The sequence below is a fragment of the Bacillus sp. DHT2 genome (genome assembly GCF_026241455.1).
GTDB lineage: Bacteria > Bacillota > Bacilli > Bacillales > Bacillaceae_G > Bacillus_A > Bacillus_A pseudomycoides.
In genome coordinates this window covers 408,259-432,002 of the sequence record NZ_JAPHWH010000002.1, presented here as the reverse complement: position 1 = coordinate 432,002, position 23,744 = coordinate 408,259, and the positions used below count along the sequence as shown (strand labels likewise).

The 23,744-nt window shown below is 36.4% G+C and carries 30 protein-coding genes; 21 read left to right on the top strand and 9 right to left on the bottom strand.

Going from position 1 to position 23,744, the window contains the following annotated elements; all coding sequences use genetic code 11:
• Window positions 1–16 precede the first annotated feature (16 nt).
• Together ORL93_RS07245 and mciZ are read right to left on the bottom strand one after the other, a co-directional pair.
• Window positions 17–931: an aldo/keto reductase gene (locus tag ORL93_RS07245; protein WP_018780827.1), complete on the bottom strand. Its 915-nt coding sequence runs from the start codon at window positions 929–931 to the stop codon at window positions 17–19.
• Window positions 932–984: 53 nt separating this feature from the next.
• Window positions 985–1,113 carry a Z-ring formation inhibitor MciZ gene (gene mciZ, locus ORL93_RS07240; protein WP_018780828.1) on the bottom strand — a complete coding sequence of 43 codons (129 nt, stop codon included), beginning with the start codon at window positions 1,111–1,113 and terminating at the stop codon, window positions 985–987.
• 74 nt (window positions 1,114–1,187) lie between these two features.
• Between mciZ and ORL93_RS07235 the strand changes: the two genes are divergently transcribed.
• The gene (locus ORL93_RS07235; RefSeq protein WP_003208342.1) at window positions 1,188–1,727 is read left to right on the top strand and encodes an NUDIX hydrolase; all 540 of its coding nucleotides are present in this window, start codon (window positions 1,188–1,190) and stop codon (window positions 1,725–1,727) included.
• A 22-nt stretch (window positions 1,728–1,749) separates the two neighbouring features.
• Here ORL93_RS07235 and ORL93_RS07230 read toward each other — a convergent pair whose 3' ends face one another.
• Window positions 1,750–2,301: a GNAT family N-acetyltransferase gene (locus ORL93_RS07230; protein WP_006095883.1), complete on the bottom strand. Its 552-nt coding sequence runs from the start codon at window positions 2,299–2,301 to the stop codon at window positions 1,750–1,752.
• 124 nt (window positions 2,302–2,425) lie between these two features.
• Between ORL93_RS07230 and spoIIM the strand changes: the two genes are divergently transcribed.
• From spoIIM to corA, 9 genes are all read left to right on the top strand, one after another.
• Window positions 2,426–3,073: a stage II sporulation protein M gene (gene spoIIM, locus ORL93_RS07225; RefSeq protein ID WP_018780829.1), complete on the top strand. Its 648-nt coding sequence runs from the start codon at window positions 2,426–2,428 to the stop codon at window positions 3,071–3,073.
• A 107-nt stretch (window positions 3,074–3,180) separates the two neighbouring features.
• A complete protein-coding gene (fur, locus tag ORL93_RS07220; protein WP_000392653.1) occupies window positions 3,181–3,636 on the top strand; it encodes a ferric iron uptake transcriptional regulator in 456 nt (151 codons plus the stop codon).
• A gap of 105 nt (window positions 3,637–3,741) precedes the next feature.
• The gene (locus tag ORL93_RS07215) at window positions 3,742–3,972 is read left to right on the top strand and encodes a YqzK family protein (RefSeq protein ID WP_018780830.1); all 231 of its coding nucleotides are present in this window, start codon (window positions 3,742–3,744) and stop codon (window positions 3,970–3,972) included.
• Between the two features lie 6 nt (window positions 3,973–3,978).
• Complete coding sequence (gene xerD / locus ORL93_RS07210) at window positions 3,979–4,869, top strand: site-specific tyrosine recombinase XerD (protein WP_003208345.1); 891 nt, start codon at window positions 3,979–3,981, stop codon at window positions 4,867–4,869.
• 228 nt (window positions 4,870–5,097) lie between these two features.
• Window positions 5,098–5,838 carry a FixH family protein gene (locus ORL93_RS07205; protein ID WP_040118977.1) on the top strand — a complete coding sequence of 247 codons (741 nt, stop codon included), beginning with the start codon at window positions 5,098–5,100 and terminating at the stop codon, window positions 5,836–5,838.
• 365 nt (window positions 5,839–6,203) lie between these two features.
• Window positions 6,204–7,388: a phosphopentomutase gene (gene deoB / locus ORL93_RS07200; protein ID WP_018766097.1), complete on the top strand. Its 1,185-nt coding sequence runs from the start codon at window positions 6,204–6,206 to the stop codon at window positions 7,386–7,388.
• Window positions 7,389–7,401: 13 nt separating this feature from the next.
• Window positions 7,402–8,223, top strand: a complete 822-nt coding sequence (locus tag ORL93_RS07195) for a purine-nucleoside phosphorylase (protein WP_003208346.1) — start codon at window positions 7,402–7,404, stop codon at window positions 8,221–8,223.
• Window positions 8,224–8,230: 7 nt separating this feature from the next.
• On the top strand, window positions 8,231–9,535 hold the full coding sequence (locus tag ORL93_RS07190) for a pyrimidine-nucleoside phosphorylase (protein ID WP_018766096.1): 1,305 nt from the start codon (window positions 8,231–8,233) through the stop codon (window positions 9,533–9,535).
• A 60-nt stretch (window positions 9,536–9,595) separates the two neighbouring features.
• Window positions 9,596–10,558, top strand: a complete 963-nt coding sequence (corA, locus tag ORL93_RS07185) for a magnesium/cobalt transporter CorA (RefSeq protein ID WP_003208351.1) — start codon at window positions 9,596–9,598, stop codon at window positions 10,556–10,558.
• A 32-nt stretch (window positions 10,559–10,590) separates the two neighbouring features.
• Here corA and ORL93_RS07180 read toward each other — a convergent pair whose 3' ends face one another.
• Window positions 10,591–11,880, bottom strand: a complete 1,290-nt coding sequence (locus ORL93_RS07180) for an NCS2 family permease (RefSeq protein WP_018780832.1) — start codon at window positions 11,878–11,880, stop codon at window positions 10,591–10,593.
• 136 nt (window positions 11,881–12,016) lie between these two features.
• Window positions 12,017–12,679: an SIMPL domain-containing protein gene (locus ORL93_RS07175; protein WP_018780833.1), complete on the bottom strand. Its 663-nt coding sequence runs from the start codon at window positions 12,677–12,679 to the stop codon at window positions 12,017–12,019.
• Between the two features lie 159 nt (window positions 12,680–12,838).
• Here ORL93_RS07175 and ORL93_RS07170 point away from each other — a divergent pair, with 159 nt between their 5' ends.
• Together ORL93_RS07170 and ORL93_RS07165 are read left to right on the top strand one after the other, a co-directional pair.
• The gene (locus ORL93_RS07170) at window positions 12,839–13,258 is read left to right on the top strand and encodes a MarR family winged helix-turn-helix transcriptional regulator (protein ID WP_006095879.1); all 420 of its coding nucleotides are present in this window, start codon (window positions 12,839–12,841) and stop codon (window positions 13,256–13,258) included.
• A gap of 109 nt (window positions 13,259–13,367) precedes the next feature.
• Window positions 13,368–13,913, top strand: coding sequence for a hypothetical protein (locus tag ORL93_RS07165; RefSeq protein ID WP_018780834.1), 546 nt, complete (start codon window positions 13,368–13,370; stop codon window positions 13,911–13,913).
• 18 nt (window positions 13,914–13,931) lie between these two features.
• Here ORL93_RS07165 and ORL93_RS07160 read toward each other — a convergent pair whose 3' ends face one another.
• The 4 genes from ORL93_RS07160 to ORL93_RS07145 are packed head-to-tail and all read right to left on the bottom strand — an operon-like array spanning window position 13,932 to window position 17,361.
• On the bottom strand, window positions 13,932–14,996 hold the full coding sequence (locus ORL93_RS07160; RefSeq protein WP_097794378.1) for an ABC transporter permease subunit: 1,065 nt from the start codon (window positions 14,994–14,996) through the stop codon (window positions 13,932–13,934).
• Window positions 14,997–15,016: 20 nt separating this feature from the next.
• Complete coding sequence (locus ORL93_RS07155) at window positions 15,017–16,105, bottom strand: ABC-2 transporter permease (RefSeq protein ID WP_265958825.1); 1,089 nt, start codon at window positions 16,103–16,105, stop codon at window positions 15,017–15,019.
• On the bottom strand, window positions 16,095–16,976 hold the full coding sequence (locus ORL93_RS07150) for an ABC transporter ATP-binding protein (RefSeq protein ID WP_018766092.1): 882 nt from the start codon (window positions 16,974–16,976) through the stop codon (window positions 16,095–16,097). Before ORL93_RS07150 ends, ORL93_RS07155 begins: the two co-directional genes overlap by 11 nt.
• A complete protein-coding gene (locus ORL93_RS07145) occupies window positions 16,942–17,361 on the bottom strand; it encodes a GntR family transcriptional regulator (RefSeq protein ID WP_018766091.1) in 420 nt (139 codons plus the stop codon). The genes ORL93_RS07150 and ORL93_RS07145 overlap by 35 nt, the downstream gene beginning before the upstream one ends.
• A gap of 165 nt (window positions 17,362–17,526) precedes the next feature.
• Here ORL93_RS07145 and ORL93_RS07140 point away from each other — a divergent pair, with 165 nt between their 5' ends.
• From ORL93_RS07140 to spoVAE, 9 genes are all read left to right on the top strand, one after another.
• On the top strand, window positions 17,527–18,720 hold the full coding sequence (locus ORL93_RS07140; protein WP_265958824.1) for a D-alanyl-D-alanine carboxypeptidase family protein: 1,194 nt from the start codon (window positions 17,527–17,529) through the stop codon (window positions 18,718–18,720).
• A 173-nt stretch (window positions 18,721–18,893) separates the two neighbouring features.
• Complete coding sequence (gene spoIIAA / locus ORL93_RS07135) at window positions 18,894–19,244, top strand: anti-sigma F factor antagonist (RefSeq protein WP_016116162.1); 351 nt, start codon at window positions 18,894–18,896, stop codon at window positions 19,242–19,244.
• Complete coding sequence (gene spoIIAB, locus ORL93_RS07130; protein WP_097794375.1) at window positions 19,245–19,685, top strand: anti-sigma F factor; 441 nt, start codon at window positions 19,245–19,247, stop codon at window positions 19,683–19,685. It begins immediately after the preceding gene.
• A 12-nt stretch (window positions 19,686–19,697) separates the two neighbouring features.
• Window positions 19,698–20,456, top strand: a complete 759-nt coding sequence (sigF, locus tag ORL93_RS07125) for an RNA polymerase sporulation sigma factor SigF (protein ID WP_003200028.1) — start codon at window positions 19,698–19,700, stop codon at window positions 20,454–20,456.
• Between the two features lie 402 nt (window positions 20,457–20,858).
• Window positions 20,859–21,479, top strand: a complete 621-nt coding sequence (locus ORL93_RS07120) for a stage V sporulation protein AA (protein ID WP_018780837.1) — start codon at window positions 20,859–20,861, stop codon at window positions 21,477–21,479.
• The gene (locus ORL93_RS07115; protein WP_003200010.1) at window positions 21,472–21,888 is read left to right on the top strand and encodes a stage V sporulation protein AB; all 417 of its coding nucleotides are present in this window, start codon (window positions 21,472–21,474) and stop codon (window positions 21,886–21,888) included. Before ORL93_RS07120 ends, ORL93_RS07115 begins: the two co-directional genes overlap by 8 nt.
• An 11-nt stretch (window positions 21,889–21,899) precedes the next feature.
• Window positions 21,900–22,358, top strand: coding sequence for a stage V sporulation protein AC (spoVAC, locus tag ORL93_RS07110; protein ID WP_016116157.1), 459 nt, complete (start codon window positions 21,900–21,902; stop codon window positions 22,356–22,358).
• 12 nt (window positions 22,359–22,370) lie between these two features.
• Window positions 22,371–23,387 (top strand): stage V sporulation protein AD, encoded by a 1,017-nt coding sequence (gene spoVAD, locus ORL93_RS07105; protein ID WP_006095867.1) that lies wholly within the window; start codon window positions 22,371–22,373, stop codon window positions 23,385–23,387.
• Window positions 23,388–23,390: 3 nt separating this feature from the next.
• The gene (spoVAE, locus tag ORL93_RS07100) at window positions 23,391–23,741 is read left to right on the top strand and encodes a stage V sporulation protein AE (protein WP_003200018.1); all 351 of its coding nucleotides are present in this window, start codon (window positions 23,391–23,393) and stop codon (window positions 23,739–23,741) included.
• Window positions 23,742–23,744: the final 3 nt, after the last annotated feature.

Below are 23,744 nucleotides of genomic sequence, written 5' to 3'. Positions count from 1 at the left end.
ATTACGGTAGCATTTTTTATCGGTGTAATGTGTATGTATCGCATTTAACAGCTGCTTGAATTTGTTTATATTCTTCAGTTGTTAATGGAGATTGATTGTTAGCTTGTACATTTTCTTGTAGTTGCTGGATGGAGCTAGCGCCAGGAATAACAGCTGCCACAATCGGGTCATGTAAACAATATTGAAGAGCTGTTTCAGTTAACGAACGTTCCTTTGTAATTTCTTTTACAGTAGTTAATGTTTTTATTAACTCATCATAAGAATAAGAAAGATAATCTTTTTCTTTCACTTTTTCTATCTTTCTTTCATTGTTATCAGTTAACAATCCTTTCGCAAGTGGTCCTCGTGCAATGATGCTAATTTGATGCTCCTGAAGTAGTGGAAACCATTCTTCAGGCTGGCGATTTAAAAGACTATATTCCATCAATACACTAACGATATTAGAACGTTTTGCATATTCACGAATGACGTTTGGACGGATAGAAGAAATTCCGTAATGACGAATCACACCTTCTTGTTTTAATTCTTCAAATGCTTCGATTGTTTCATCGATAGGATCTTCGATTGTACCGCCGTGAAGTTGATATAAATCAATATAATCCGTTTGCAGGCGGCGTAAACTTTCTTTTACCTCTGCTTTTATATAAGTTTTAGAAGGGTCCCAAGACCAGCCGTTTTTCTCCTCAATCCAGCGGTTTCCTACTTTCGTTGTAAGAACAATTTGATCGCGTTTTCCCTTAAGAGCTTTTCCGACAAATTCTTCATTTAATCCATAATTGTATAAGTCTGCTGTATCAAAAAAATTAATTCCTAAATCCATTGCTTCATGGATGATGTGGATCGCTTCATGTTCATTGGTGCCAAGGGACATACAACCGAGTCCCATTTCAGTAACATATAAATCTGAGTTTCCTAATTGACGTTTTTTCATAGGCCAACCTCCTTACTTGTATTGTACGAAAGCAGAAGAAGGTTGACAAATGTTTACTTTTCGTTTGCTGTAATCCATTCTTTTACAGTTTTATACTCTTTTCCGTATTGCTTTAGCTGATGCCGAATTTGCCAAGCCTTTCCGACCAACGTGATACGATTTGGTAAAATATATACTTTCATTTTTATCACGCTCCTTTCAGTGTGGTAAAATGTATGAAGAACAAGTAGGAAATAGAATAGGGAGATGAAATATTGTGAGTAATCTTGCAGAGAGAACGATTGCAACCGAACCGATTTTTGATGGGAAAGTTATTAAAGTTCGTGTTGATGATGTAGTATTGCCAAATGGAGAAGTGAGTAAACGTGAGATTGTCAATCATCCTGGTGCGGTTGCTATAATTGCTGTGACAGATGAAAAGAAAATCGTGCTTGTTGAGCAGTACCGTAAAGCATTAGAAAAAGAGATTGTAGAAATTCCTGCTGGAAAATTAGAGCCTGGAGAAAAGCCAGAGGTAACAGCGGCTCGTGAATTAGAAGAAGAGACAGGGTATGTATGTGACAAAATGGAATTTGTTACATCTTTCTATACATCACCTGGTTTTGCGGATGAAATTCTATATGTATACAAAGCAACTGGATTGAAGAAAAAGGAAAATAAAGCAGCTTTAGATGAAGATGAGTTTGTGGAATTAATGGAAGTTTCATTAGAAGAAGCAGTTGAACTTATGAAAAATCAACGTATCCATGATGCAAAGACTATGTTCGCTGTGCAATACTTGCAATTACAAAAATAAACACTCGCCCAAGGCGAGTGTTTTAATTAATTTTGGCGTATACGCGTGTGTCACGTAAGCTACCGTCTGGAGCAAGAAAGTCGTTTTCTAGTGTACCTTCTAAAATAAATTCAAGACGTTCTGCTAAGGCACATGCATTTACATTTGTAGCATCACAGCGAATTTCAAGTCGTCTCGCACCAAGTTTATCAAAAGCAAACTGGACAGCGCCTTTTACTGCTTCTGTCATATAACCTTGTTTTGTATAAGTGCTATGTAACCAGAAACGAAGTGAAAATTTTGGAATATCCCAGTTTTCTGGATGAAGGGTAAGAGCTCCAATAAACGTACCAGATACTTTATCATATAAGTGAAAAGCTAATGTTTCACGAAGTAAAAATTGTCCATGAGCTTCCCGAACTATTTCCTCAGCACTTTCTTCTGTTTCAGATGTAATGGACATCCAAGGTTGTAAGTCTTCTACAGAAGCTTGAATTGCTTCATACACCTCTGTTCCATCACCTGGAAATGGTTTGCGTACTTGTAGGCGCTCAGTTTGAAATAATGTAGGAAAATCTAATAATAATGGTTTCAAGCAAAATCCCTCCTATTCTCTACTTTTAAGTTTAGCAAAGTAGAGCGGAATTTCAATGTTAATTCGTCATACTTTTTTCTTTCTTTCATACATTTTAGTAAGAGTGTGAACGGAGGGAAGAAAAATGTTACGAAAAACTTGGCAAAATCGTGTAATTTCTCATATCCAAGAGAATTCTTCGCTTTACATATTTGTTTCCGTTTTATTATTGATGGGAGTAGTATTTGGGGCAATTCTTGTAAATAGTTTGCAGGTGAATCAAAAGCAAGATTTATCTTTTTATTTGAACCGATTTTTTGGACAAGTTTCCAAAGGTGAATTTGCAATTGCGAGTGAAATGTTTCGAGAAAGTTACTTTTCACAATTAAAATATATTGGATTTATTTGGCTGTTAGGTATTTCAATTATTGGATTACCACTGATCTTTATTTTATTATTTTTAAAAGGGGTAGTTGTTGGGTTTACAGTAGGTTTTTTAGTGAGTCAGCACGGTTGGAATGGATTGTTATTAGCATTTGTATCCGTGTTGCCACAAAATTTAATTATCATTCCAGCGTTTCTTGTAATGACGACAGTTGCTGCAAGTTTTTCTTTACGTATGATTAGGCATCAATTTATTCGAAAAATCAACGAGCCGCTATTGCCGATGTTAATACGTTACACTTGCTTTTTTCTAATCATTGGAGTGATATTAGCAATTGCCTCTAGTATTGAAGTGTATGCTTCACCAGTTTTAATGAAAGAAGTCGTGGAGTCTATTAATAAAAAATAAATACTACTTGAGAATAATTATCAAGTTATTTTGATTGTTTTTTCTTTTGACAGAAGCCCTTCTTCTGATATAATGGTGTAAGAGTGGCGAGGAGGGAGTAGTACCGAATGGAAGAGAGAATTGAACGAATTAAGAAGCAATTGCATGCAGCGAGCTATAAGTTAACACCACAACGTGAAGCAACGGTTCGTGTGCTGCTAGAAAATGAAGAAGATCATTTAAGCGCAGAAGATGTTTACCTCCTTGTAAAAGAAAAGTCGCCAGAGATCGGACTAGCAACCGTCTATCGAACTTTAGAGTTATTATCTGAGTTAAAAGTTGTTGATAAAATTAACTTCGGAGACGGTGTTTCACGCTATGACTTACGTCAAGAAGGTGCACAGCGTTTCCATCATCATTTAATTTGTACACAATGCGGTGCTGTACAAGAAATTCAAGAGGATTTACTTGGTGAAGTGGAGAAAAAAGTAGAACGAGACTGGAGCTTTAAGGTAAAAGACCATCGTTTAACTTTCCATGGGATTTGTAAAAATTGTCAAGAAAATGAAACGGATGAAAAATAACCTTTTCCTATTTAGCTAGGAAAAGGTTTTTTTATTTGAATTTAGGTATAAATCGCAGAAAGCTTGGCATATGTTGTAATAACATATATTTTGGAGGAGTTTACAATGCGCCGAGCTTTAAAATTAACTTTTGATGGGATGAAAGTATTTTTATTATTTACAGGTTGTACGATTTTGTTTTATTTCGCTATACTATGGATAAATGAAGAATATGAAAGTTATCATCGTTATGAAAAACCAAAAGAAGAGACAATAGAAAAAGTATCAGGGAATGAGGAACCAGCAAAAGATGTTTTCGTAAATAGAATGATTTTTTTCTATGAAAATGGGGAGTAGTGCAGATTGGAAGATCAATTAAAAGATTTTATTCATTATATGATTGTTGAAAAAGGGTTAGCTAAAAATACAGTTGTATCCTATGAGCGTGATTTGAAAAGTTATGTGAAGTATTTACAACATGTCGAGCAAATCAAAACATTTCACGAAGTGACAAGGATACACATTGTGAATTTTTTGCAGTATTTAAAAGAGAACGGAAAATCATCAAAAACGTTGGCACGCCACATTGCCTCTATTCGTTCGTTTCATCAGTTTTTACTTCGTGAACGAGTGGTAGAACATGATCCATCTGTACATATTGAAACACCTCAAGGTGAGCGGAAATTACCGAAAGTATTGTCAGTGAGTGAGGTAGAGGCATTGCTTCAAACGCCAAAAGAGACAAGTGCATTCGGTATTCGCGATAAGGCTATGCTAGAGTTATTGTATGCAACAGGACTACGTGTTTCCGAATTAATTGCACTAAATTTAGAGGATGTTCATTTGACAATGGGATTTGTTCGCTGCGTCGGAAAAGGGAATAAAGAAAGAATCATTCCGCTTGGAAGCTTAGCAACGGAAGCAATTCAGCGCTATATTGAAAAGGGAAGAAAAGAATTGATGGGCAAAAAAACAGTAGATGCACTTTTTTTGAACCATCATGGCAACCGCTTATCACGCCAAGGTTTTTGGAAAATTTTAAAACGACTAGCAAAAGAGGCGAATATAGAAAAAGAGCTTACGCCGCATACTTTGCGTCATTCGTTTGCGACACACTTATTGGAAAATGGAGCGGATTTGCGTGCTGTACAAGAAATGCTGGGACATGCAGATATTTCAACAACACAAATTTATACGCATGTTTCAAAAGCTAGATTAAAAGATGTATATAAACAGTTTCACCCGAGAGCATAATGATTATGCTCTTTTTTTATGGTAATGTAAGGCGGGAGTGTAAGAGTTAGGTAGTTTTGACGATTCGCATTCTAGTAATTATAGAATGCATTTTGAAAATGGAAAATAAGTAGAAAAAAGCACTTCACAAAAACTTCACAAACATTTCTTATATTGTTTTCAGCAGGAGGCTAGAATACGACTAGTCTTTTCCTCTATACTAAGTAGAGTATGAAGGAGGAAATGATAATGAAAAAACTGATAATTACGTTATTTATTGCGATGCTAGCATTAGCTGGTTGTAATACAAAGAAAGAAGAAGCGCCGAAAAAAGAGAAACTTGAAGAAGTTAAAGTAGCAGTTCAAACAAACCCGAAAGAAATTAAGCCAAATGAAAAAACAGAAGTACAGGCACTTGTTACGCAAGGAAAAGAAAAAGTAACGGATGCTGACGATGTGAAGTTTGAAATTTGGAAAGATGGCGAAGAAAAACATGAAATGTTAAACGGTAAGCATAAAGGGAAAGGTGTTTATGCGGTAGAGAAGACATTCCCATCTGACGGCGTGTATCATGTTATTGCACATACAAATGCACGTGAAATGCATGTTATGCCAGAAGAAAAAATTGCTGTAGGAAATGCAAAAGTTGAGGATACGAAGAAAGAAAATGGTGGTCATGAGGCAGGACATGGCAAACATAAGAGTGATACGATGATTCACCTTATGGCTGGCGATGTAAAAGCAAATGCTGAATCAACAATGAAAGTTCATTTGAAACAAAAGGAAGAAGCATTAACTGGAGCTGAAGTACAACTTGAAATTTGGAAAGACGGCGTGGAAAAACATGAGTTTATTCCAGCAAAAGAAGGTAATAAAGGCGAGTATGAAAGCAAACATACGTTTAAAGACGCAGGTGCTTATAAGGTGAAGGTTCATGTGAGAAAAGGTGAACTTCACGAACATAAGGAAGAAACAGTAGAGGTAAAATAAGGAGCGGCTCTTTAGAGCTGCTTTTTTCTTTAGGTTAATGAAATATATCATAATTTCATTAGCACTTCTGTGCAGAATGGATTACAATAGAAAGTGTGACAAAAATAAGAATTTCTACGAAAATGTATTAAAAAGAAAGCGTAAACATGTTATGATATCAGTATGAGATGTCTGACATCTGACTTAGAAAAAACAGGAAAGTTTTTTGCTTCGTTTGAAAATAGAGCGAAGCGGGTTGGAGAATGGCTTGAACAAGTGTTTTAGTTAGTGGGGAAACGAGAGAATTCTTACTGATAACAGTTTCACTTTACAACGTTTTGAACATACTACAAGAAGTAGAACTGAACATATAGGAGGTTGCAGTTATGAATAAATATAAACGTATTTTCCTAGTCGTAATGGACTCTGTAGGAATCGGAGAAGCTCCAGATGCTGAAAAGTTTGGTGATGTAGGTTCTGATACAATCGGTCATATTGCTGAACATATGAATGGATTACAAATGCCAAACATGGTGAAATTAGGCCTTGGTAATATTCGTGAAATGAAAGGGATTTCTAAAGTAGAGAAGCCACTTGGTTACTATACAAAAATGCAAGAAAAATCTACTGGTAAAGATACAATGACAGGCCACTGGGAAATCATGGGTCTTTACATCGATAAACCATTCCAAGTGTTCCCGGAAGGATTCCCAAAAGAGTTACTTGATGAGTTAGAAGCAAAAACAGGGCGCAAAATCATCGGTAATAAACCTGCTTCTGGAACAGAGATTCTTGATGAACTTGGTCAAGAGCAAATGGAGACAGGTTCTTTGATCGTGTATACTTCTGCTGATAGCGTATTACAAATCGCAGCTCATGAAGAAGTAGTACCACTTGAAGAGCTATATAACATTTGTAAAATTGCACGTGAGTTAACACTGGACGAAAAATATATGGTGGGCCGCGTTATTGCTCGTCCATTCGTTGGAGAACCAGGAAACTTCACACGTACACCAAACCGTCATGACTATGCATTAAAACCATTTGGTCGTACAGTAATGAACGAACTAAAAGATAGCAATTATGACGTAATTGCAATTGGTAAAATTTCTGATATTTACGATGGGGAAGGCGTAACTGAATCTCTTCGTACAAAATCTAATATGGATGGAATGGATAAGCTTGTAGATACATTGAATATGGACTTTACAGGTCTTAGCTTCTTGAATTTAGTTGATTTTGATGCGATGTTCGGTCATCGTCGTGATCCTCAAGGATACGGAGAAGCATTGCAAGAATATGATGCACGTCTTCCAGAAGTATTTGAAAAACTAAAAGAAGATGATTTATTAATCATTACAGCAGATCATGGTAATGATCCAATTCATCATGGTACTGACCATACACGTGAATACGTACCATTACTAGCATATAGCCCAAGCATGAAAGACGGCGGACAAGAATTAACACTTCGCCAAACATTTGCTGATATTGGTGCGACTGTAGCAGAAAACTTCGGTGTGAAAATGCCAGAATACGGAACAAGTTTCTTAAACAACTTAAAGAAATAAGGGGGACAACATAATGAATCGTGAACTTATTACAAAATCAGCTTCATACTTAAAAGAGAAATTCCAAGAAACACCACAAGTAGGACTTATCCTTGGATCTGGACTAGGTGTCTTAGCAGATGAAATCGAAAATGCTGTAACAGTACCATACAGCGAAATTCCTGAATTTCCAGTATCAACTGTAGAAGGTCATGCAGGGCAGCTTGTATTTGGTACACTTCAAGGTGTTACTGTAGTTGCGATGCAAGGACGTTTCCATTTCTACGAAGGATATGACATGCAAAAAGTAACATTCCCAGTTCGTGTTATGAAGGAACTAGGTGTAGAAACAGTTGTTGTAACAAACGCAGCTGGTGGTGTAAATACATCATTTGAACCAGGCGATCTTATGTTAATTTCAGACCATATTAACTTCATGGGTACGAATCCATTAATCGGACCAAATGATGCTGAAATGGGCGTACGTTTCCCTGATATGTCTACATCGTATACGGAAGAGCTTCGCGAAATGGCAAAACAAGTTGCGGCAGACTTAAATATTAAAGTGCAAGAAGGTGTATACGTTGGAATGACAGGTCCTGTATACGAAACACCTGCTGAAATTCGTATGCTTCGTACACTTGGCGGAGATGCAGTTGGTATGTCTACTGTACCGGAAGTTATTGTAGCGCGCCATGCTGGTATGAAAGTACTTGGAATTTCTTGTATTTCAAACATGGCAGCTGGTATTTTAGATCAGCCACTTCATCATGATGAAGTAATTGAAACGACAGAACGTGTGAAATCTAATTTCTTAGCATTAGTAAAAGCAATTGTAAAACAAATGAAGGGGTGAGTTTACAATGAGAATGGTGGACCTAATTGCCAAAAAACGTGATGGACATGCATTAACAACAGAAGAAGTGAAATTTATTGTAGAAGGCTATACAAATGGTGACATTCCAGATTATCAAATGAGCTCATTCGCAATGGCAATTTTCTTCCAAGATATGGATGATCAAGAGCGTGCCGATTTAACGATGGCAATGGTGAATAGCGGCGATACAATTGACTTATCAGCGATTGAAGGAGTAAAAGTAGATAAGCATTCAACGGGCGGTGTTGGTGATACAACTACGCTTGTATTAGGTCCATTAGTGGCTGCTTTAGATGTACCAGTTGCTAAAATGTCTGGTCGAGGATTAGGGCATACAGGCGGTACAATCGATAAATTAGAAGCAGTACCAGGATTCCATGTGGAAATTGAAAATGATGAATTTATTCGTCTTGTAAATGAAAATAAAATTGCAGTTATCGGACAAAGTGGAAACTTAACACCTGCTGATAAAAAGTTATATGCACTTCGTGATGTAACAGCGACAGTAAACTCGATCCCTCTTATTGCGAGCTCTATTATGAGTAAAAAAATTGCTGCTGGTGCAGATGCAATTGTACTTGATGTGAAAACAGGTGCAGGTGCATTTATGAAAACGGATGAAGATGCAAAACGTTTAGCAGAAGCAATGGTACGTATTGGTAATAATGTTGGTCGTAAAACGATGGCAGTTATTTCTGATATGAGCCAACCGCTTGGCGAGGCAATTGGTAATGCATTAGAAGTACAAGAGGCAATTGATACATTACAAGGTAAAGGACCAAAAGACTTAGAAGAGTTATGTTTAACACTTGGAAGTCAAATGGTATACCTTGCTGGAAAAGCTTCTTCTTTAGAAGATGCGCGTGAAAAACTAATCGAAGTAATGAACAATGGAAAAGCGTTAGAAGCGTTTAAAACGTTCCTGGCAGCGCAAGGCGGGGATGCTTCTGTTGTTGATGATCCTTCTAAACTGCCACAAGCACAATTTAAAATTGAAGTAGAGGCAAAAGAAGATGGATACGTATCTGAAATTGTTGCAGATGAAATTGGAACAGCAGCAATGCTTTTAGGGGCAGGCCGTGCAACGAAAGAATCTGAGATTGATTTAGCTGTTGGACTTATGCTTCGCAAAAAAGTGGGCGATAGCGTGAAAAAAGGTGACTCACTTGTTACGATTTACGCGAATCGCGAAAATGTAGAAGATGTAAAAGCGAAAATTTATGAGAACATGAAAATTGCGAAAGACCATGTTGATGCACCGAAACTCGTGCATGGCATTGTAACGAAATAAGCTAAAAAGCTAAGGAGCCTTCTCCTTGGCTTTTTTTACTGTTTTTTGTTTATAATAATAATGGGTGAAATTATGATTAAAATTTGTGCAGTAACGAAAGAAGATGAAGTATTATACGATGTTTCGTTAGAAGAAACAGGACGAGAAGATATCGCATGGTATTGGCTTGATTTATATAAGCCAACAAAAGAAGAGTATACATACATTTTACAAAAACATTTTAAGTTCCATCCCCTTGCGATTGAAGATTGTGTAGAATATGTACAGAGACCAAAAGTGGATTTCTATGATGGATATAACTTTTTAGTTCTCCATGCATTTGGAGAAGATGGATTAGAGCCACATGAGATCGATCTATTTGTTAGTGATCGTTATATTGTCTCTTTCCATTTTTCACATAATAATGCGATTGAAAGAGTGTGGACAACACTTGGCGAGAGGAAACGTATCAAGAAGAGTCCCCTCCATGTAGCACATACAATCATTGACCAAATTGTGGATGACTACTTTGCACCTGTTTATTATATTGAAGATCATTTAAATGCGATTGATGATAATTTAACAGGGGATACAGCAGGGCGTGTACTAGAAGAAGTATTCGATATTCGTACGGACTTATCTAAGCTTAGACGTACAATTATACCGATGCGTGACCTCTTGTATCGTATTTTAAATTCAACTCGGTTTTACGGTGTAAGTGATCATGAAATTTACTTTAAGGATATACATGATCATTTACTAAAGCTTTCTGAAATGATTGAAGCAAGCCGAGAATTAACAGCTGATATTAGAGATAGCTATTTTTCATTGAATTCGCATCATATGAACAATATTATGAAAACATTAACGGTTTTCTCGACCATCTTCATGCCATTAACATTTATTGCAGGGGTGTATGGGATGAACTTCGCGCATATGCCAGAGTTAGCAGGGAAATATAGCTATTTTATTTGTTTAGTTATTATGGCGTTAATTGGTGGAGGAATGATGGCCTGGTTCTATAAAAAAGGATGGTTTAAGTAAAAAAACGCCGAGGGGATTCCCCGGCGTTTTTTCTAGCCAATAGCATGTAACACAAACATGGCTAAGAATAGGCATGTAATGATATACATAGACGGTGCGACTTCTTTATGCTTTCCAAGAGCAATCTTCAAAATAGGATAAGCAATAAATCCGAACGCAATGCCATCAGCGATACTATATGTGAGCGGAATCATAACGATAATTAAGAACGCTGGAAATCCTTCTGAAAAGTCGTTTAGAGGGATTTCCTGAATGTTTGTAATCATTAGACCGCCAATAATAATTAAGATTGGTGCAATGGCACTATCAGGAATTAATTTTACAAACGGAAGAGCAAACAGTGATGCAAAGAATAACATCCCTGTAACGATAGACGTCAGACCTGTTTTACCGCCTGCTGTAATACCTGCGGCACTTTCTACTGTTGAAACGGTAGGACTTGTGCCAAATAGACCACATGTCATTGCTGAAATTGCATTTGCTTGATAAGCACGTGGAAATTTACGGTCATCTTCTAATAATCCGTGTAAAAGTCCCATGTTCTCAAAAATAAGCACCATGCTTAAGGAAAATGTTGCAATCCAAAACGGTAAGGAAGAAAGTTTCCCAAATGACATAGCACCAAACACATCCCCGTAGTTAGCGAATGAAAATGAGCTATTTCCTACTTGGCTTGTATCAACAAGACCAAATAGCCATGCAATACCGGTTCCAATTGCAATCGTCCATAAAAAGTTCCCACGTACGTTACGAATAAATAACACAAGTGCCACAATAAGAGTAAGCAGTGTTGCCAAAACAACAGGACTACTTAATTTTCCTAATGCAACAGCAGTGTTCGGATGCGAAACGACAAGACCGCCTTTTTGCAAACCAATGAAAGCTAAGAATAAACCGATGCCGACAGTAATCGCTTCTTTTAATGACTTTGGAATTGATAATGAAAGAGTACGAGCAATCGGTGTAAACGCGGCGATTGCAAAAATAATACCGGCGATAAAGACAGCTGCTAATGCTTCTTGCCAACTTAATCCAAGCGTATGCACAGCTGTGTACGTGAAGAATGCATTTACACCCATACCTGGTACAAGAATAGCAGGTGCATTTGCCCAAAATGCCATCATTAGACATCCGACAAATGAACTAAAAACAGTTGCCAAAATTCCTGCTTCAAGTGGAATGCCGGCATCTGATAAAATGGAAGCATTGACAATCATAATATAAACAATTGTGAAAAATGATGTTGCTCCAGCTAATATTTCTTGCTTTGGTGATGTATGGTGTAGGTCTAATTTAAATGTTCTTTCAAGTATTCCTTTCATGTTAAACCTTCTTTTTCATATCCCTCTCCCACCCGTGATATCTCTTTTGTAAAGAGCTCACCGTCCTTTATTATATCAGAACATAATCTTTTTACAATAAATAAAATGAGAACGTTTACTTAAAAGGTAACTGGTGCTATAAATATGTGAAAATGGCACGGACATTAGAGATGATTTCTAGTTCTCCAGATTGAATTGGAGGAGCAGCTTGTGCGTGTAAAGTAGCTTGAGACATAAATTCACGCGGTGTTTGTGCTGATTCTTCAACGAGTGAAAGTGGGACGGGATTAATATTTAAATTATACGAACTCGCAATTGTACGAGCTTTTTCTTGAGCGTGCTGGACTGCTTGTAATAGTGCTTGTTGATAGTAAGCGTTTGGATGGGAAATGCGGAAGCGTAATCCTCTTGCTACATTTGCTCCATTTGTAACGGCTATATCATATACTTCCCCAGCTTTTTGTACATTTAAAACGGTAATTTCATACAAATGCTCTACTCGGTACCCTTGTAATAATGCTTTGTCGTTTACGTATTCATATTGAGGAGTAATTGTATAGGAAATGGTTTCTATATCCTTATCAGCGATACCGATTTGTTTAAGTGCAGCAAGTAATTGTTTAGATTGGATTGCATTTTCCTCCTGTGCTTGTTTCACATCTTTATTATCTGTTCTAATACCAATTGTTAATACAACGACATTTGGTTTCGCTTTTATAACTCCTTCTCCTTGTACAGTAATAGTTGCTTGTTTTCCATTGCGGATATCGGGTGAATAGGGATTCATGCCAACTTGCATTTTTGCTCACCATCCTTTCTATATGTATATGAACAAAAGAGAGAGAAAATTGTATGTAAAAAGTTACATAATTGAGAATCAAAAGGAAAGAAAGCATATACAATGTAGGTATTTATAGATTATAATATGTGTAAATATGATAAAAAAGGGTCGAGGCTAGTGAGCGAAAAAAGAGAAGCACTGATTTTAGATTTATCTACATCATTTCGAAAGATGATACGTTTATTACAAAATGATATTAATACACGTTTTTCAGAGCATATGCCATATAATGAATTTTCTGTATTGCGTGCATTATTTTTGAAAAGCCCACAAATGGCTTCGCAAATAGCTAGTGAAGTGAACGTAACATCCAGTCATATTACAGCAGTAACAGATCGTTTAGTTAGAAAAGGTTTTGTAACAAGAAAACGTTCTGATTCAGACCGTCGTATTGTGTATTTGGAGATTACAGAACATGGAAAAGAAGTTACACAAGAACTTGAAGCTGTACGTAAAGAATACTATAAAGAAAAATTTAAAGGGTGGAGCGATCAAGAGATTGAGATGGTATTAGAACTATTTGGTCGCGTACTATAATTACAATAAATGAGGGTAGGGGGGCAAAGTGCTTTCCTATCCTTTTTCTTTTGAATAAAAATATTTTGAAACTCCAATACTTTAAGTAAAAAGTATCGGAGGGAAAATAATGAAATACATCGTTTCATTCGTAATTATTATTGGAAGTTTTATATGCTCTAGCACATTAATTTATGCAAAAACACCAATCCAAGTTGTTCAAAAAGAACTGCACTATATTGCGAGTGATCAGCCCGTTTTATATTCGAAATTATGGGTTCGTTCTATGCAGAATACTATTCTTTTTCACCATAGTAATAATATTCGTGAGCAAGATACACTGCGCAATGTCACAAATTCTTCTCTCGTAAAAGTAAAACAACTTTCACTTGAAAAGGCTTCGCATTACATCCCGAGGTTATCTCAATACGTCTCTAAATTTGAAAATAAAAATGTTCAAGTGTATTACGTTGCTGTTCGTTATGAAGTGAAAAAAGAAAATCCATATCAATTAAATGGAATGAATTATTTTCTTCAAGTGTTTGTGCAGGAACAAGGAGATTGGAAAGTTGCTGAAAGTATTATAGCACCGACAGATCAAATGATAGAGAATGGCGATGGATTTGGAATGAAAGAAGAGAAGGGATATGGGAAAAGAAGAGAGAATGTGAAATAACCTCCTCGGGTGAGGAGGTTATTTTGCATATAAAGAGAGCTTCTGTTTTAACAGTCGGTACAAGGTAACATATGTTAGTAGGCCAGAGCCCATAAAGTAGATATAGTAAAGAGGCAAAGAATTACTGCCATCAGTAAAAACAACGCCGCCAAGAAGTGCGAAGCAAATAGAAGTACAGATTAAGAAATACTTATGAAGTTTTGGGTATAACAATATTTTTCCGTTATGCTCATTAGGCGCACGCGTATATAAATAAGATCCTAACGGAAGACAAATTAGTATATAGATAGCGGGACTTAACAATGTCCAAACAGATGGGATGTGATGATAAGTTGGTCCCGTCTGTAGGTCTCCAAATTCATCTTTAAAAGGTCCATTTTGTGGGTCATAGTTATAATGAATATGAAAATAATTAAGAGGAGCTACAACACTTACATTTTCGGTATAATGGGCATATTTATTGTAATTATAATTGTACTCTTCTTGTGATAAATCTACATGTAATGCGAAAAAAGGGAACGTAAGCCTAAAGATGTATAAAGGTAAAATGATCATAATATAACTTAAAGCGCCTTGTGAGATTACGTTCCCTGTAATTGTTCCAATAAAGAGTGTGAACGTATAGACTGCAATAAGCGTAATGATTGTATATACAAAGTACAAATGAAAAGGTGAAAAGGATTGATACTGAGCATGTATCGTATTCCTATAGATGATATACATAAAAAGCCAACTCAGGCTCAGTGCGCCCACAATATGAACGATACCTAGTAACCATTTCGACAAAAATAGATGTGAACGTTTAAATGGCATAGACCATAAGAAGTCAATGCTTTGATTATTGCGTTCCCGTCCTATTAATAGAATAGCTAATCCCATTAATAGAAGAGCTGGGAATAGTATGCCAGCTCCTTGTAAAAAATACCCGTAATAAGTATCTGTTGTTTTGCGTAAATATTCAGCCATATGCTGAGCGTCCGTGTAATATTTATATGGTAAGACGTATAAAGTGCTTAGCCAAAAGAGCCAAATTACATATTTTCCTTGTTTATAATTCTGTATCCATAAAGCTTTATGAAACATATATTTACCTCAATTCATACTTATTTTCCTCCAAAAGAAAACTTCAATTTTAATAGACGTGTAAACACAAAGTAACTAATGATAGCAGCTAGGAAAAATCCAATATAATAAGAAAGGAGTGCATCTCGTCCTCCAAATATTCTACCGCCAAGCAGTCCGAAGCATAGAACAGTGCAAAGCATGAACCACTTTTGTAACTTAGGGAACAATAGTATTTTTCCGTTTTGTTCGTTAGGTGTATGTGTGTACAGAAAAGTTGCGATCGGTAACAAGGTAATAATGTAAGTAAATGGCGTTAATAGTGTCCAAGGAGAAGGGATAGAAGTATGTTCCATTGGATCGTCCTGTGGGACACTAGAAAGTTTATTTCCTTGGTCATCAAATGTTTCTATCGGGTGGTAATCAAAAGTAATTGAAAAAGATTCTAATGGTGAAATGATGCCTACATGTTGTAAGTACTCATGAGTATGTCGCTCTATTTCTCCCATTGCCTCTAAAGACCATTGTGTATGGGTATAAATGAATCCAGAAATTAATAATACGGAACCGTATGGTAAAAATAATAAAATTGCCGTTAAGCTACTTTGCGAGAAAATATGTCCAGTAATGGTTCCGATAAATAAGGTGAATGTATAAATAGCAATGAGTACAACCGTAGCATATAAAAAGTAACTATGGAACGGAGTAAAGATTTGATACTCATTGTGAAACGACATGTTTTTTATTCCGTACATGCTAATCCAGCAAACAATTTGCACTGTAATAATATTCAAAACGCCAAGCAACCATTTTGTTAAAAAAATATCTTTTCGTTTAAAAGGCATCGAGAATAGAAAATCGGTTGATTGATTGTTACGTTCCCACCCAATTAAAAGACAAGCAAGTGCAATAAGAGCAGCTCCTTGAAAGAGGACGGCACCATCAGATGTCTGAAAATAGTAGGAGTAGTAATACATATAGTCATCAAGCTTCATTTTTGATTGGTTTATCTCCATTTGTGCTGCTTGATAATATTTATAAGGTAGCTGATACAAACTAATTAACCAAAACAATAAAACAATATATTTCCCCTGTTTCCATTGTCGTATCCATAAAGCTTTATGAAACATGCGAATCCTCCTCAAATGTTGTGACAAATATATCTTCGAGTGACATTTGTAATTCTTCTAGTAACAGAGGTTGCTCTTTATGGAATTTTTCTAACGTAATTGCTACATTGCTTTCAATTAAAATGGTATATACTTTTCCTGTTTGATTTAATATTTTTATATTATTTAAATTTTCTAGTTTTTGCGGCAATGAACGTTCGTAGGCAACTTGTATTTTTGCGTAGCGAGATTTTGTATCTTCTAACGCTGTAATCGAAGCAATCGTATGATTTTTTAAAATAATAACCGTGTCTGCAATTTTTTCCACTTCATCTAAATGATGAGTAGAAATGAGAATGGTAATCTCCCGTTCTGCCACTTCTTCAATTAAAAATTGCAAAAATTGTCTTTTTACAATTGGATCAAGTCCATTGGTTGGTTCATCTAAAATAATGTATTCTACACCTGTACAAAAAGCTAAAATAATAGCAAGAAGTGCTTTCATACCGCGTGAGTAGCTACGAATGCGTTTTTCAGGTAGATTGAAGCGCCCTAGCAGCTGATAAAAATATTCTTCATTAAAGTTTGTATAAACAGTCTTATAAAACTTCGCAATTTCTTTTACTGTATATCCACTTAATATATTAGTAGAATCCGGTACATAAGCTACCTTCTGCTTAATTTCTGGATGTTTATGAACATCCATATCATCATATGTAACAGTTCCGTCATCCGGATCTAAAATCCCAACAAGCGTCCGAAGTAAAGTGGTTTTCCCCGCACCGTTCCTTCCGAGTAATCCAACAATACTTCCTTTTTGTAATGTGAAAGAAATATTGTCTAAAATGACTTGGTTATCAATTGTTTTTTTGATGTTCGTCACTTTTAGCATCTGTATTCCCTCCCAGTTCTTTATAGTATGAGTCTATCCAGTCGTGAATTTTTTCTTTCGTAATTCCAAGATAAGAAGCTTCTAGTAATAGTTGGTGAAATTGTTTTTGGACCATAGCAATTTTCCTTTCATCCCATGTCGGTGTAATCGATTGAGAGACAAATGTACCTTTTCCTCGCAGTGTTTCAATAATTCCTTGTCGTTCTAATTCTTGGTACGCTTTGCTTACTGTATTCGGATTAATGACAAGAAGTGAAGCAAGTTCACGTACAGATGGTAGTTTATCGTTTGGTGCTAACATGCTTTTTAGTACGAGTTCTTTTATACTTTGAACAATTTGTTCCCATATCGGAGTGCTGCTTCTTGGATCAAGTTGAATGTGCAAGAGCAATGTCTCCTTCCTGATGAAATTTAAGTGTACTACTAGATGTAATACACTTAATACAATATATATGATAGATTTGTTTGTCAACACAAATTTATAGAAAAATATGGTATAAAAACATATTGTTTGGAAAAAATAGGTTTGATATAGAATGGAGGGTTAGTCATGAAGCGAGTTTTTGGAATACTTGTTTGTTTCATGTTGCTATTTTCTAGTGTTTTAGTTGGCTTTGCACAATCTGAGAAAGCGCAGTCTGAGAAAACAGAAGTAGAAAAGACACCGAAGTTAGCGGAGGAAGCATCGTCAGCAATTGTTATTGAGCAAGATACAGGTAAAGTCTTATTTGAGAAAAGTCCAAATGAAAAACTGCCGCCTGCTAGTATGACAAAGATTATGACAATGTTGCTTATCATGGAACAAGTTGAAAAGGGAAAACTAAAACTAGAGGATAAAGTCAGAGCAAGTGAACATGCAGCTTCAATGGGTGGTTCACAAATCTTTCTTGAGCCGGGTGAAGAGATGACAGTGAATGAAATGCTAAAAGGGATTGCAATTGCATCGGGAAATGATGCATCTGTTGCGGTTGCTGAGCATATCGCTGGTTCAGAAGAAGGCTTTGTAAACATGATGAATAAAAAAGCGAAGGATTTAGGATTGAAAAATACACATTTTCAAAATCCAACGGGTCTTCCAGCGAAAGACCATTATTCAACAGCATATGATATGTCAATTATGGCGAAAGAGTTGATGAAATATCCACTCATTCGAAAATATACAGGAAAGTATGAAGATTACTTACGTGAAAATACAGAGAAAAAGTTTTGGCTTGTGAATACGAATAAATTAGTTCGTTTTTATCCTGGGGTGGATGGGGTGAAAACAGGTTTTACAACAGAAGCAAAATATTGTTTAACAGCATCAGCTGAAAAAAATGGCATGCGTGTCATTTCTGTTGTCATGGGAGCGCCAACATCAAAAGAACGTAACAACCAGGTAACAAAGCTCCTTGATTATGCATTTGGACAATATACAACGAAAAAATTGTATAAACGTGGTGAAAAAATTCAAACAGTAAAAGTAGGAAAAGGGAAGAAAGAAAAGGTAGATTTAGTTTCATCGGATAACGTATCTCTTCTGATGAAAAAAGGCGAGAATATGGACAAGGTAAAACAGGAAGTTATCGCTGAAAAGAAAGTAAAAGCACCAATTAAAAAAGGTGATGCACTCGGTACACTTGTTATAAAAAAAGATAAAGATGTTTTACTAAAGCAAACGATTGTAGCGAAAGAAGATGTTGCTGCAGCGAGCTGGTGGGAACTATTTAAAAGAAGTTTAGGGATGTTTTCAACATCGAAATAGAAGCAAAGGTATTACTACTTTCTTACCCTCATGCATGAAAAAGGTAGAATAATTGCTGAAAGATTCACATTATGACGAAATAGTACTTCTTTTGTCAGTAGGAAGGATTCTTATTTTATGTTCACGAAAACCTTATGTAAATGAGTCAAGTTTAAGCATAAGGAGGAAATCGTGTGAGTCTTTCCATGCATTTAGAAGTAAAGCGTGATGTCTTATGTGTTCGGCTAGCGGGTGAATTAGATCATCATACTGCTGAAGAGTTGCGAGCAAAAGTAACGGATATGATTGAGACGCATCGCGTTCATCATATTGTACTAAGTTTAGAAAAACTAACATTTATGGACAGTTCTGGTCTTGGTGTTATATTAGGCAGATATAAGCATGTTAAAGGTTTAGGAGGGGAGATGGTCGTTTGTGCAATCTCACCTCCTGTAAAGCGTTTATTTGAAATGTCAGGTCTGTTTAAAATCATTCGCTTAGAAGAAAGTGAAGCGCATGCGCTCGCGACATTGGGGGTGGCATAAATGAGAAATGAAATGAACCTTCAATTTTCAGCATTAAGTCAAAATGAATCGTTCGCTCGCGTCACAGTTGCTGCTTTTATTGCACAATTGGATCCAACGATGGAGGAATTGACAGAGATAAAAACAGTTGTGTCTGAAGCAGTCACAAATGCAATTATTCATGGGTATGAAGGGAATGCAGAAGGTGTTGTTTACATTTCAGTGATTTTGGAAGAAGCAATGGTGAAACTCATGATTCGAGATGAAGGGGTTGGCATTTTTAATTTAGATGAGGCAAGGCAACCTCTTTTTACAACTAAACCTGAATTAGAGCGTTCCGGAATGGGATTTACTATCATGGAAAATTTTATGGATGAAGTAGAAGTTATTTCAAATGAATCTTTCGGGACAACAATCCATTTGACAAAATACTTATCAAATAGTAACGCTCTATGCAATTAAGGAGAATTGCCTATGGACATTGAGGTCAGAAATGAGAAGAAGAAACCTCAGTTAAAGGACCACGAGTTAAAAGCGTTAATTCAAAAAAGTCAAGATGGAGACCAACAAGCAAGAGATACAATAGTCCAAAGTAATATGCGTCTTGTATGGTCAGTTGTGCAACGTTTCCTCAATCGAGGATATGAACCAGATGATTTATTTCAAATTGGCTGTATTGGACTCTTGAAATCGGTAGACAAATTTGATTTGTCTTTCGACGTGAAATTCTCAACCTATGCAGTTCCAATGATTATTGGAGAAATACAGCGATTTTTGCGTGATGATGGATCCGTGAAAGTAAGTCGTTCTTTAAAGGAGACTGGAAATAAGATTCGAAAGATGAAAGATGAGCTTTCTAAAGAATATGGAAGAGCTCCAACGATTAATGAGGTAGCAGAAGCGCTTGAGTTGACACCAGAAGAAGTTGTTCTTGCGCAAGAAGCGAGTCGCACACCATCATCCATACATGAAACAGTTTATGAAAATGATGGAGATCCTATTACGATACTAGATCAAATCGCGGATCAAACAGAAACGAAATGGTTTGATAAAATCGCTTTAAAAGAGGCAATTAGAGAACTGGATGAGCGTGAACGCTTAATTGTATATTTGCGCTATTATAAAGATCAAACTCAATCAGAAGTAGCAGAGCGAATTGGAATTTCACAAGTCCAAGTATCGAGGCTTGAAAAGAAAATATTAAAACAGATGAAAGATCGAATAGATGAATAGCCATCTATTCGATTTTTTTGCTTTGAACTAGAAACCAGTGATAGTTTAAATAAGATTGAGAAGAAGAAAAAATCGCATCTTATGTTACTGTTGTTATCCTTTCCAAAATCAAAAAATTTCATTCACCCAGAAGTATTTATGTAATTTATTGATAATTATGTAAATTGGGGATGTAATTCAAGTATAAACTTGTCATAGAGGGGAAAGGAAACCTTAATAAACCTCACTTGAAAGTTCAAAATATGAAAATAACGCTTCTAAAAAAATACAGTTACTTTATTCACCGAGTGATTATTCATTAAAAATCCAACGTGCAAAGTTCCATTTTATAAAAAAAGTTGTATTAGAAAATTTTCCAGAAACCATACTACAACTACGAGGAATAGTAAAGAGGTGAACGGAGTGGAGCGAACAATCTATCTCAAAATGCGAAATCGTCTGCAAGTATCCCCTTCATATGAGGTGAAGATTGAAGATATTGCACAAGTAGTTGGAGATTCTGGCTTAGTAGAAAAAATAAAAAAGCAACATGTCTATAAAATCACAAAACGTGATAAAACACATGTTGTAATTGATGCGATGAAAATCATTCAAGTGATTCAACAAACTACGCAGCATATACAAATTAATTTATTTGGTCCTGGACAAACACTTGTAGAAATCGTCTATGAAAAAAAGAAAGTACACCCCATTTTCTTTGGATTGGTTTGGATGTTACTTTTTGTCGGTGCGGCTCTTGCGATTATTTATTTTCATGAAGATGTAAGTATGCAGCAAGTACACTGGCGCTTATATTACATGATTACGGGAGAAATCAATTATAAACCGCTCCTGTTTCAAATTCCGTATTCTTTAGGACTGGGATTAGGGATGGTCTTATTTTTTAATCATGTGTTTCAAAAACGAATTAATGAAGAACCAAGTCCGTTAGAAGTGGAAATGTTCCAGTATCAACAGTCACTCGATCAATATGTCATGATCAATGAAAATAAAGAGAGTGCAAAACAAATCGCAGATGATTGAGTATGGAGTAGTGATAGTAATTGGGCTTGCTGGTGGGATCGCAGTTGGAGGGGGATATGTGGCATTTTTAGCTGTGCTTGGTGTAATCCCACGTTTAGCCCAGTTAACAAGGAGTGGCCATCGGGTTCAATTTTTTGAGTGGGCCGTAATTGGTGGTTCTTTGGCCGGAGCATGGTGCAGTTTAAGAGATATAACCTTTCAAACATCTCAGTATTGGCTCGTTTTACTTGGCTTATTTTGTGGAACATTTATTGGTATGCTTGCTGCGGCTTTGACAGAGGTATTGAATGTTTTACCTATATTAGCAAAACGAGTAGGCGTAGATGGGAAAATTGTCATTCTACTCGTTGCACTTGTACTTGGAAAGGTAATGGGCTCTTTATTTCATTGGATTTATTTTGCAAGATAGGAGGTATCAAGATGGCCCAAAATAAATTAAAAGATGATTACATAAATAAAGTGAAAAATTATCATCCAAAGCCAAATTATGTGATGAATTGTGTAAAAGCTTTTGTTGTAGGTGGACTGATTTGTACAGTAGGTGAATGCTTGATGAAATTTTATATGTATTATTTTCACTTTAATGAGCAAAATGCGGGAAATCCTACGATAGCAACACTTGTATTATTATCAGCCATATTAACTGGATTTGGTGTATATGATAAAATCGGTCAATTCGGAGGGGCTGGTTCAGCAGTTCCTGTTACTGGATTTGCAAATTCAATGGCAAGTGCGGCAATGGAGCACCGTAGTGAGGGAATTGTACTCGGAGTTGCTACAAATATGTTTAAGCTTGCTGGAAGTGTAATTGTATTTGGAGTTGTTGGAGCATACATTGTTGGTCTAATTCGATATACGTTTAAACTTTGGTTGTCTTAAAGGAGACTAGATATGAGATTGACAGGGAAGCAAACATGGGTATTTCAAAATAATATATTTGTGAATGCAACAGGTACTGCTGTCGGTCCAAAAGAAGCGGAAGGTCCTCTTGGAAAGTGTTTTGATATTTCATATGATGATTTGCATTGTGAGGAAGAAAATTGGGAGCTTGCTGAAAGAAGATTGATGAATGATTCAATTCAGCAGGTCATACAAAAGGGGGATATAAAGCCTTCGCAAATTGATTTTTTTTTAGCGGGAGATTTATTAAACCAAACCGTTACAGCAAATTATGTGGCGAGGGAGCTTGGGATTCCTTTTTTAGGAATGTTCAGCGCTTGTGCAACATCAATGGAGACACTAGCGATTGGATCGGCCTTTATTGATGGAGGCTTTGCTAATCGTGTGATAGCTACGGTTAGTAGTCATAATGCAACTGCAGAACGGCAGTTTCGTTATCCGACAGAATACGGGGGGCAAAGACCTGGTTCAGCAACTTCAACTGTTACAGGGGCAGGGACGGCTTTAATTAGTAAAGAACAGAGCAATATTAAAATAACGGCTGCAACCATTGGAAAAGTGCAAGATTTAGGAATTACAGATCCTTTTGATATGGGATCAGCAATGGCACCTGCTGCTGCCCATACGATTCAACAGCACTTTGAAGATTTAGGGAGAAGTGCAGCTGATTATGATCTTATCGTTACAGGGGATTTATCAGGTGTTGGGGCACCAATTACGAAGCAACTTTTACTTGAGGAAGGGTATGACTTAGGAAATGTATATAATGACTGCGGATTAATGATTTATAACAAAGATCAAGAAGAGGTTTTTGCAGGTGGAAGCGGTTGTGCCTGTTCGGCAGTTGTAACATACGGTCATTTACTACAAGAAATGAAAAAAGGAAACTTACAGCGTATTTTTGTAGTTGCAACAGGAGCATTGTTAAGCCCGATTATGATACAACAAAAAGAAACGATTCCGACAATTGCACACGGCGTTGTATTTGAAAGGATAAAAGGGGTGTGAATTGTGGATTTTGTATACGCGTTCATCGTTGGGGGAGCTATCTGTGTAGTAGGACAGCTTTTATTGGATTTTGCTAAATTAACTCCTGCACATTTGATGGCAACTTTTGTAGTAATTGGAGCGGTTTTAGATAGCTTTGGACTATATGATAAGCTCATAAAATTTGCAGGTGCTGGAGCAACTGTTCCGATAACGAGCTTTGGACATTCCCTTTTGCATGGAGCACTAGAGGCGGCTGAAAAACATGGTTACTTAGGAATTGGAATGGGTATGTTTAGTTTGACTTCTTCAGGTATTTCAGCATCGATATTATTTGCATTTTTTGTAGCACTTATATGTAAACCGAAAGGATAAATC

Excerpts from the sequence above, each read along its gene's own strand:
- ORL93_RS07215 (WP_018780830.1), top strand. The coding sequence starts at position 3,742 with ATGCGCCGAGCTTTAAAATTAACTTTTGATGGGATGAAAGTATTTTTA.
- spoVAC (WP_016116157.1), top strand. The coding sequence starts at position 21,900 with ATGGCCCAAAATAAATTAAAAGATGATTACATAAATAAAGTGAAAAAT.
- ORL93_RS07155 (WP_265958825.1), bottom strand. The coding sequence starts at position 16,105 with ATGTTTCATAAAGCTTTATGGATACGACAATGGAAACAGGGGAAATAT.
- spoIIAB (WP_097794375.1), top strand. The coding sequence starts at position 19,245 with ATGAGAAATGAAATGAACCTTCAATTTTCAGCATTAAGTCAAAATGAA.
- deoB (WP_018766097.1), top strand. The coding sequence starts at position 6,204 with ATGAATAAATATAAACGTATTTTCCTAGTCGTAATGGACTCTGTAGGA.
- ORL93_RS07165 (WP_018780834.1), top strand. The coding sequence starts at position 13,368 with ATGAAATACATCGTTTCATTCGTAATTATTATTGGAAGTTTTATATGC.
- spoVAD (WP_006095867.1), top strand. The coding sequence starts at position 22,371 with ATGAGATTGACAGGGAAGCAAACATGGGTATTTCAAAATAATATATTT.
- ORL93_RS07160 (WP_097794378.1), bottom strand. The coding sequence starts at position 14,996 with ATGTTTCATAAAGCTTTATGGATACAGAATTATAAACAAGGAAAATAT.
- ORL93_RS07205 (WP_040118977.1), top strand. The coding sequence starts at position 5,098 with ATGAAAAAACTGATAATTACGTTATTTATTGCGATGCTAGCATTAGCT.
- corA (WP_003208351.1), top strand. The coding sequence starts at position 9,596 with ATGGGTGAAATTATGATTAAAATTTGTGCAGTAACGAAAGAAGATGAA.
- mciZ (WP_018780828.1), bottom strand. The coding sequence starts at position 1,113 with ATGAAAGTATATATTTTACCAAATCGTATCACGTTGGTCGGAAAGGCT.
- ORL93_RS07245 (WP_018780827.1), bottom strand. The coding sequence starts at position 931 with ATGAAAAAACGTCAATTAGGAAACTCAGATTTATATGTTACTGAAATG.
- ORL93_RS07150 (WP_018766092.1), bottom strand. The coding sequence starts at position 16,976 with ATGCTAAAAGTGACGAACATCAAAAAAACAATTGATAACCAAGTCATT.
- spoIIM (WP_018780829.1), top strand. The coding sequence starts at position 2,426 with ATGTTACGAAAAACTTGGCAAAATCGTGTAATTTCTCATATCCAAGAG.
- ORL93_RS07180 (WP_018780832.1), bottom strand. The coding sequence starts at position 11,880 with ATGAAAGGAATACTTGAAAGAACATTTAAATTAGACCTACACCATACA.
- ORL93_RS07195 (WP_003208346.1), top strand. The coding sequence starts at position 7,402 with ATGAATCGTGAACTTATTACAAAATCAGCTTCATACTTAAAAGAGAAA.
- fur (WP_000392653.1), top strand. The coding sequence starts at position 3,181 with ATGGAAGAGAGAATTGAACGAATTAAGAAGCAATTGCATGCAGCGAGC.
- ORL93_RS07175 (WP_018780833.1), bottom strand. The coding sequence starts at position 12,679 with ATGCAAGTTGGCATGAATCCCTATTCACCCGATATCCGCAATGGAAAA.
- ORL93_RS07190 (WP_018766096.1), top strand. The coding sequence starts at position 8,231 with ATGAGAATGGTGGACCTAATTGCCAAAAAACGTGATGGACATGCATTA.
- ORL93_RS07115 (WP_003200010.1), top strand. The coding sequence starts at position 21,472 with ATGATTGAGTATGGAGTAGTGATAGTAATTGGGCTTGCTGGTGGGATC.
- ORL93_RS07140 (WP_265958824.1), top strand. The coding sequence starts at position 17,527 with ATGAAGCGAGTTTTTGGAATACTTGTTTGTTTCATGTTGCTATTTTCT.
- sigF (WP_003200028.1), top strand. The coding sequence starts at position 19,698 with ATGGACATTGAGGTCAGAAATGAGAAGAAGAAACCTCAGTTAAAGGAC.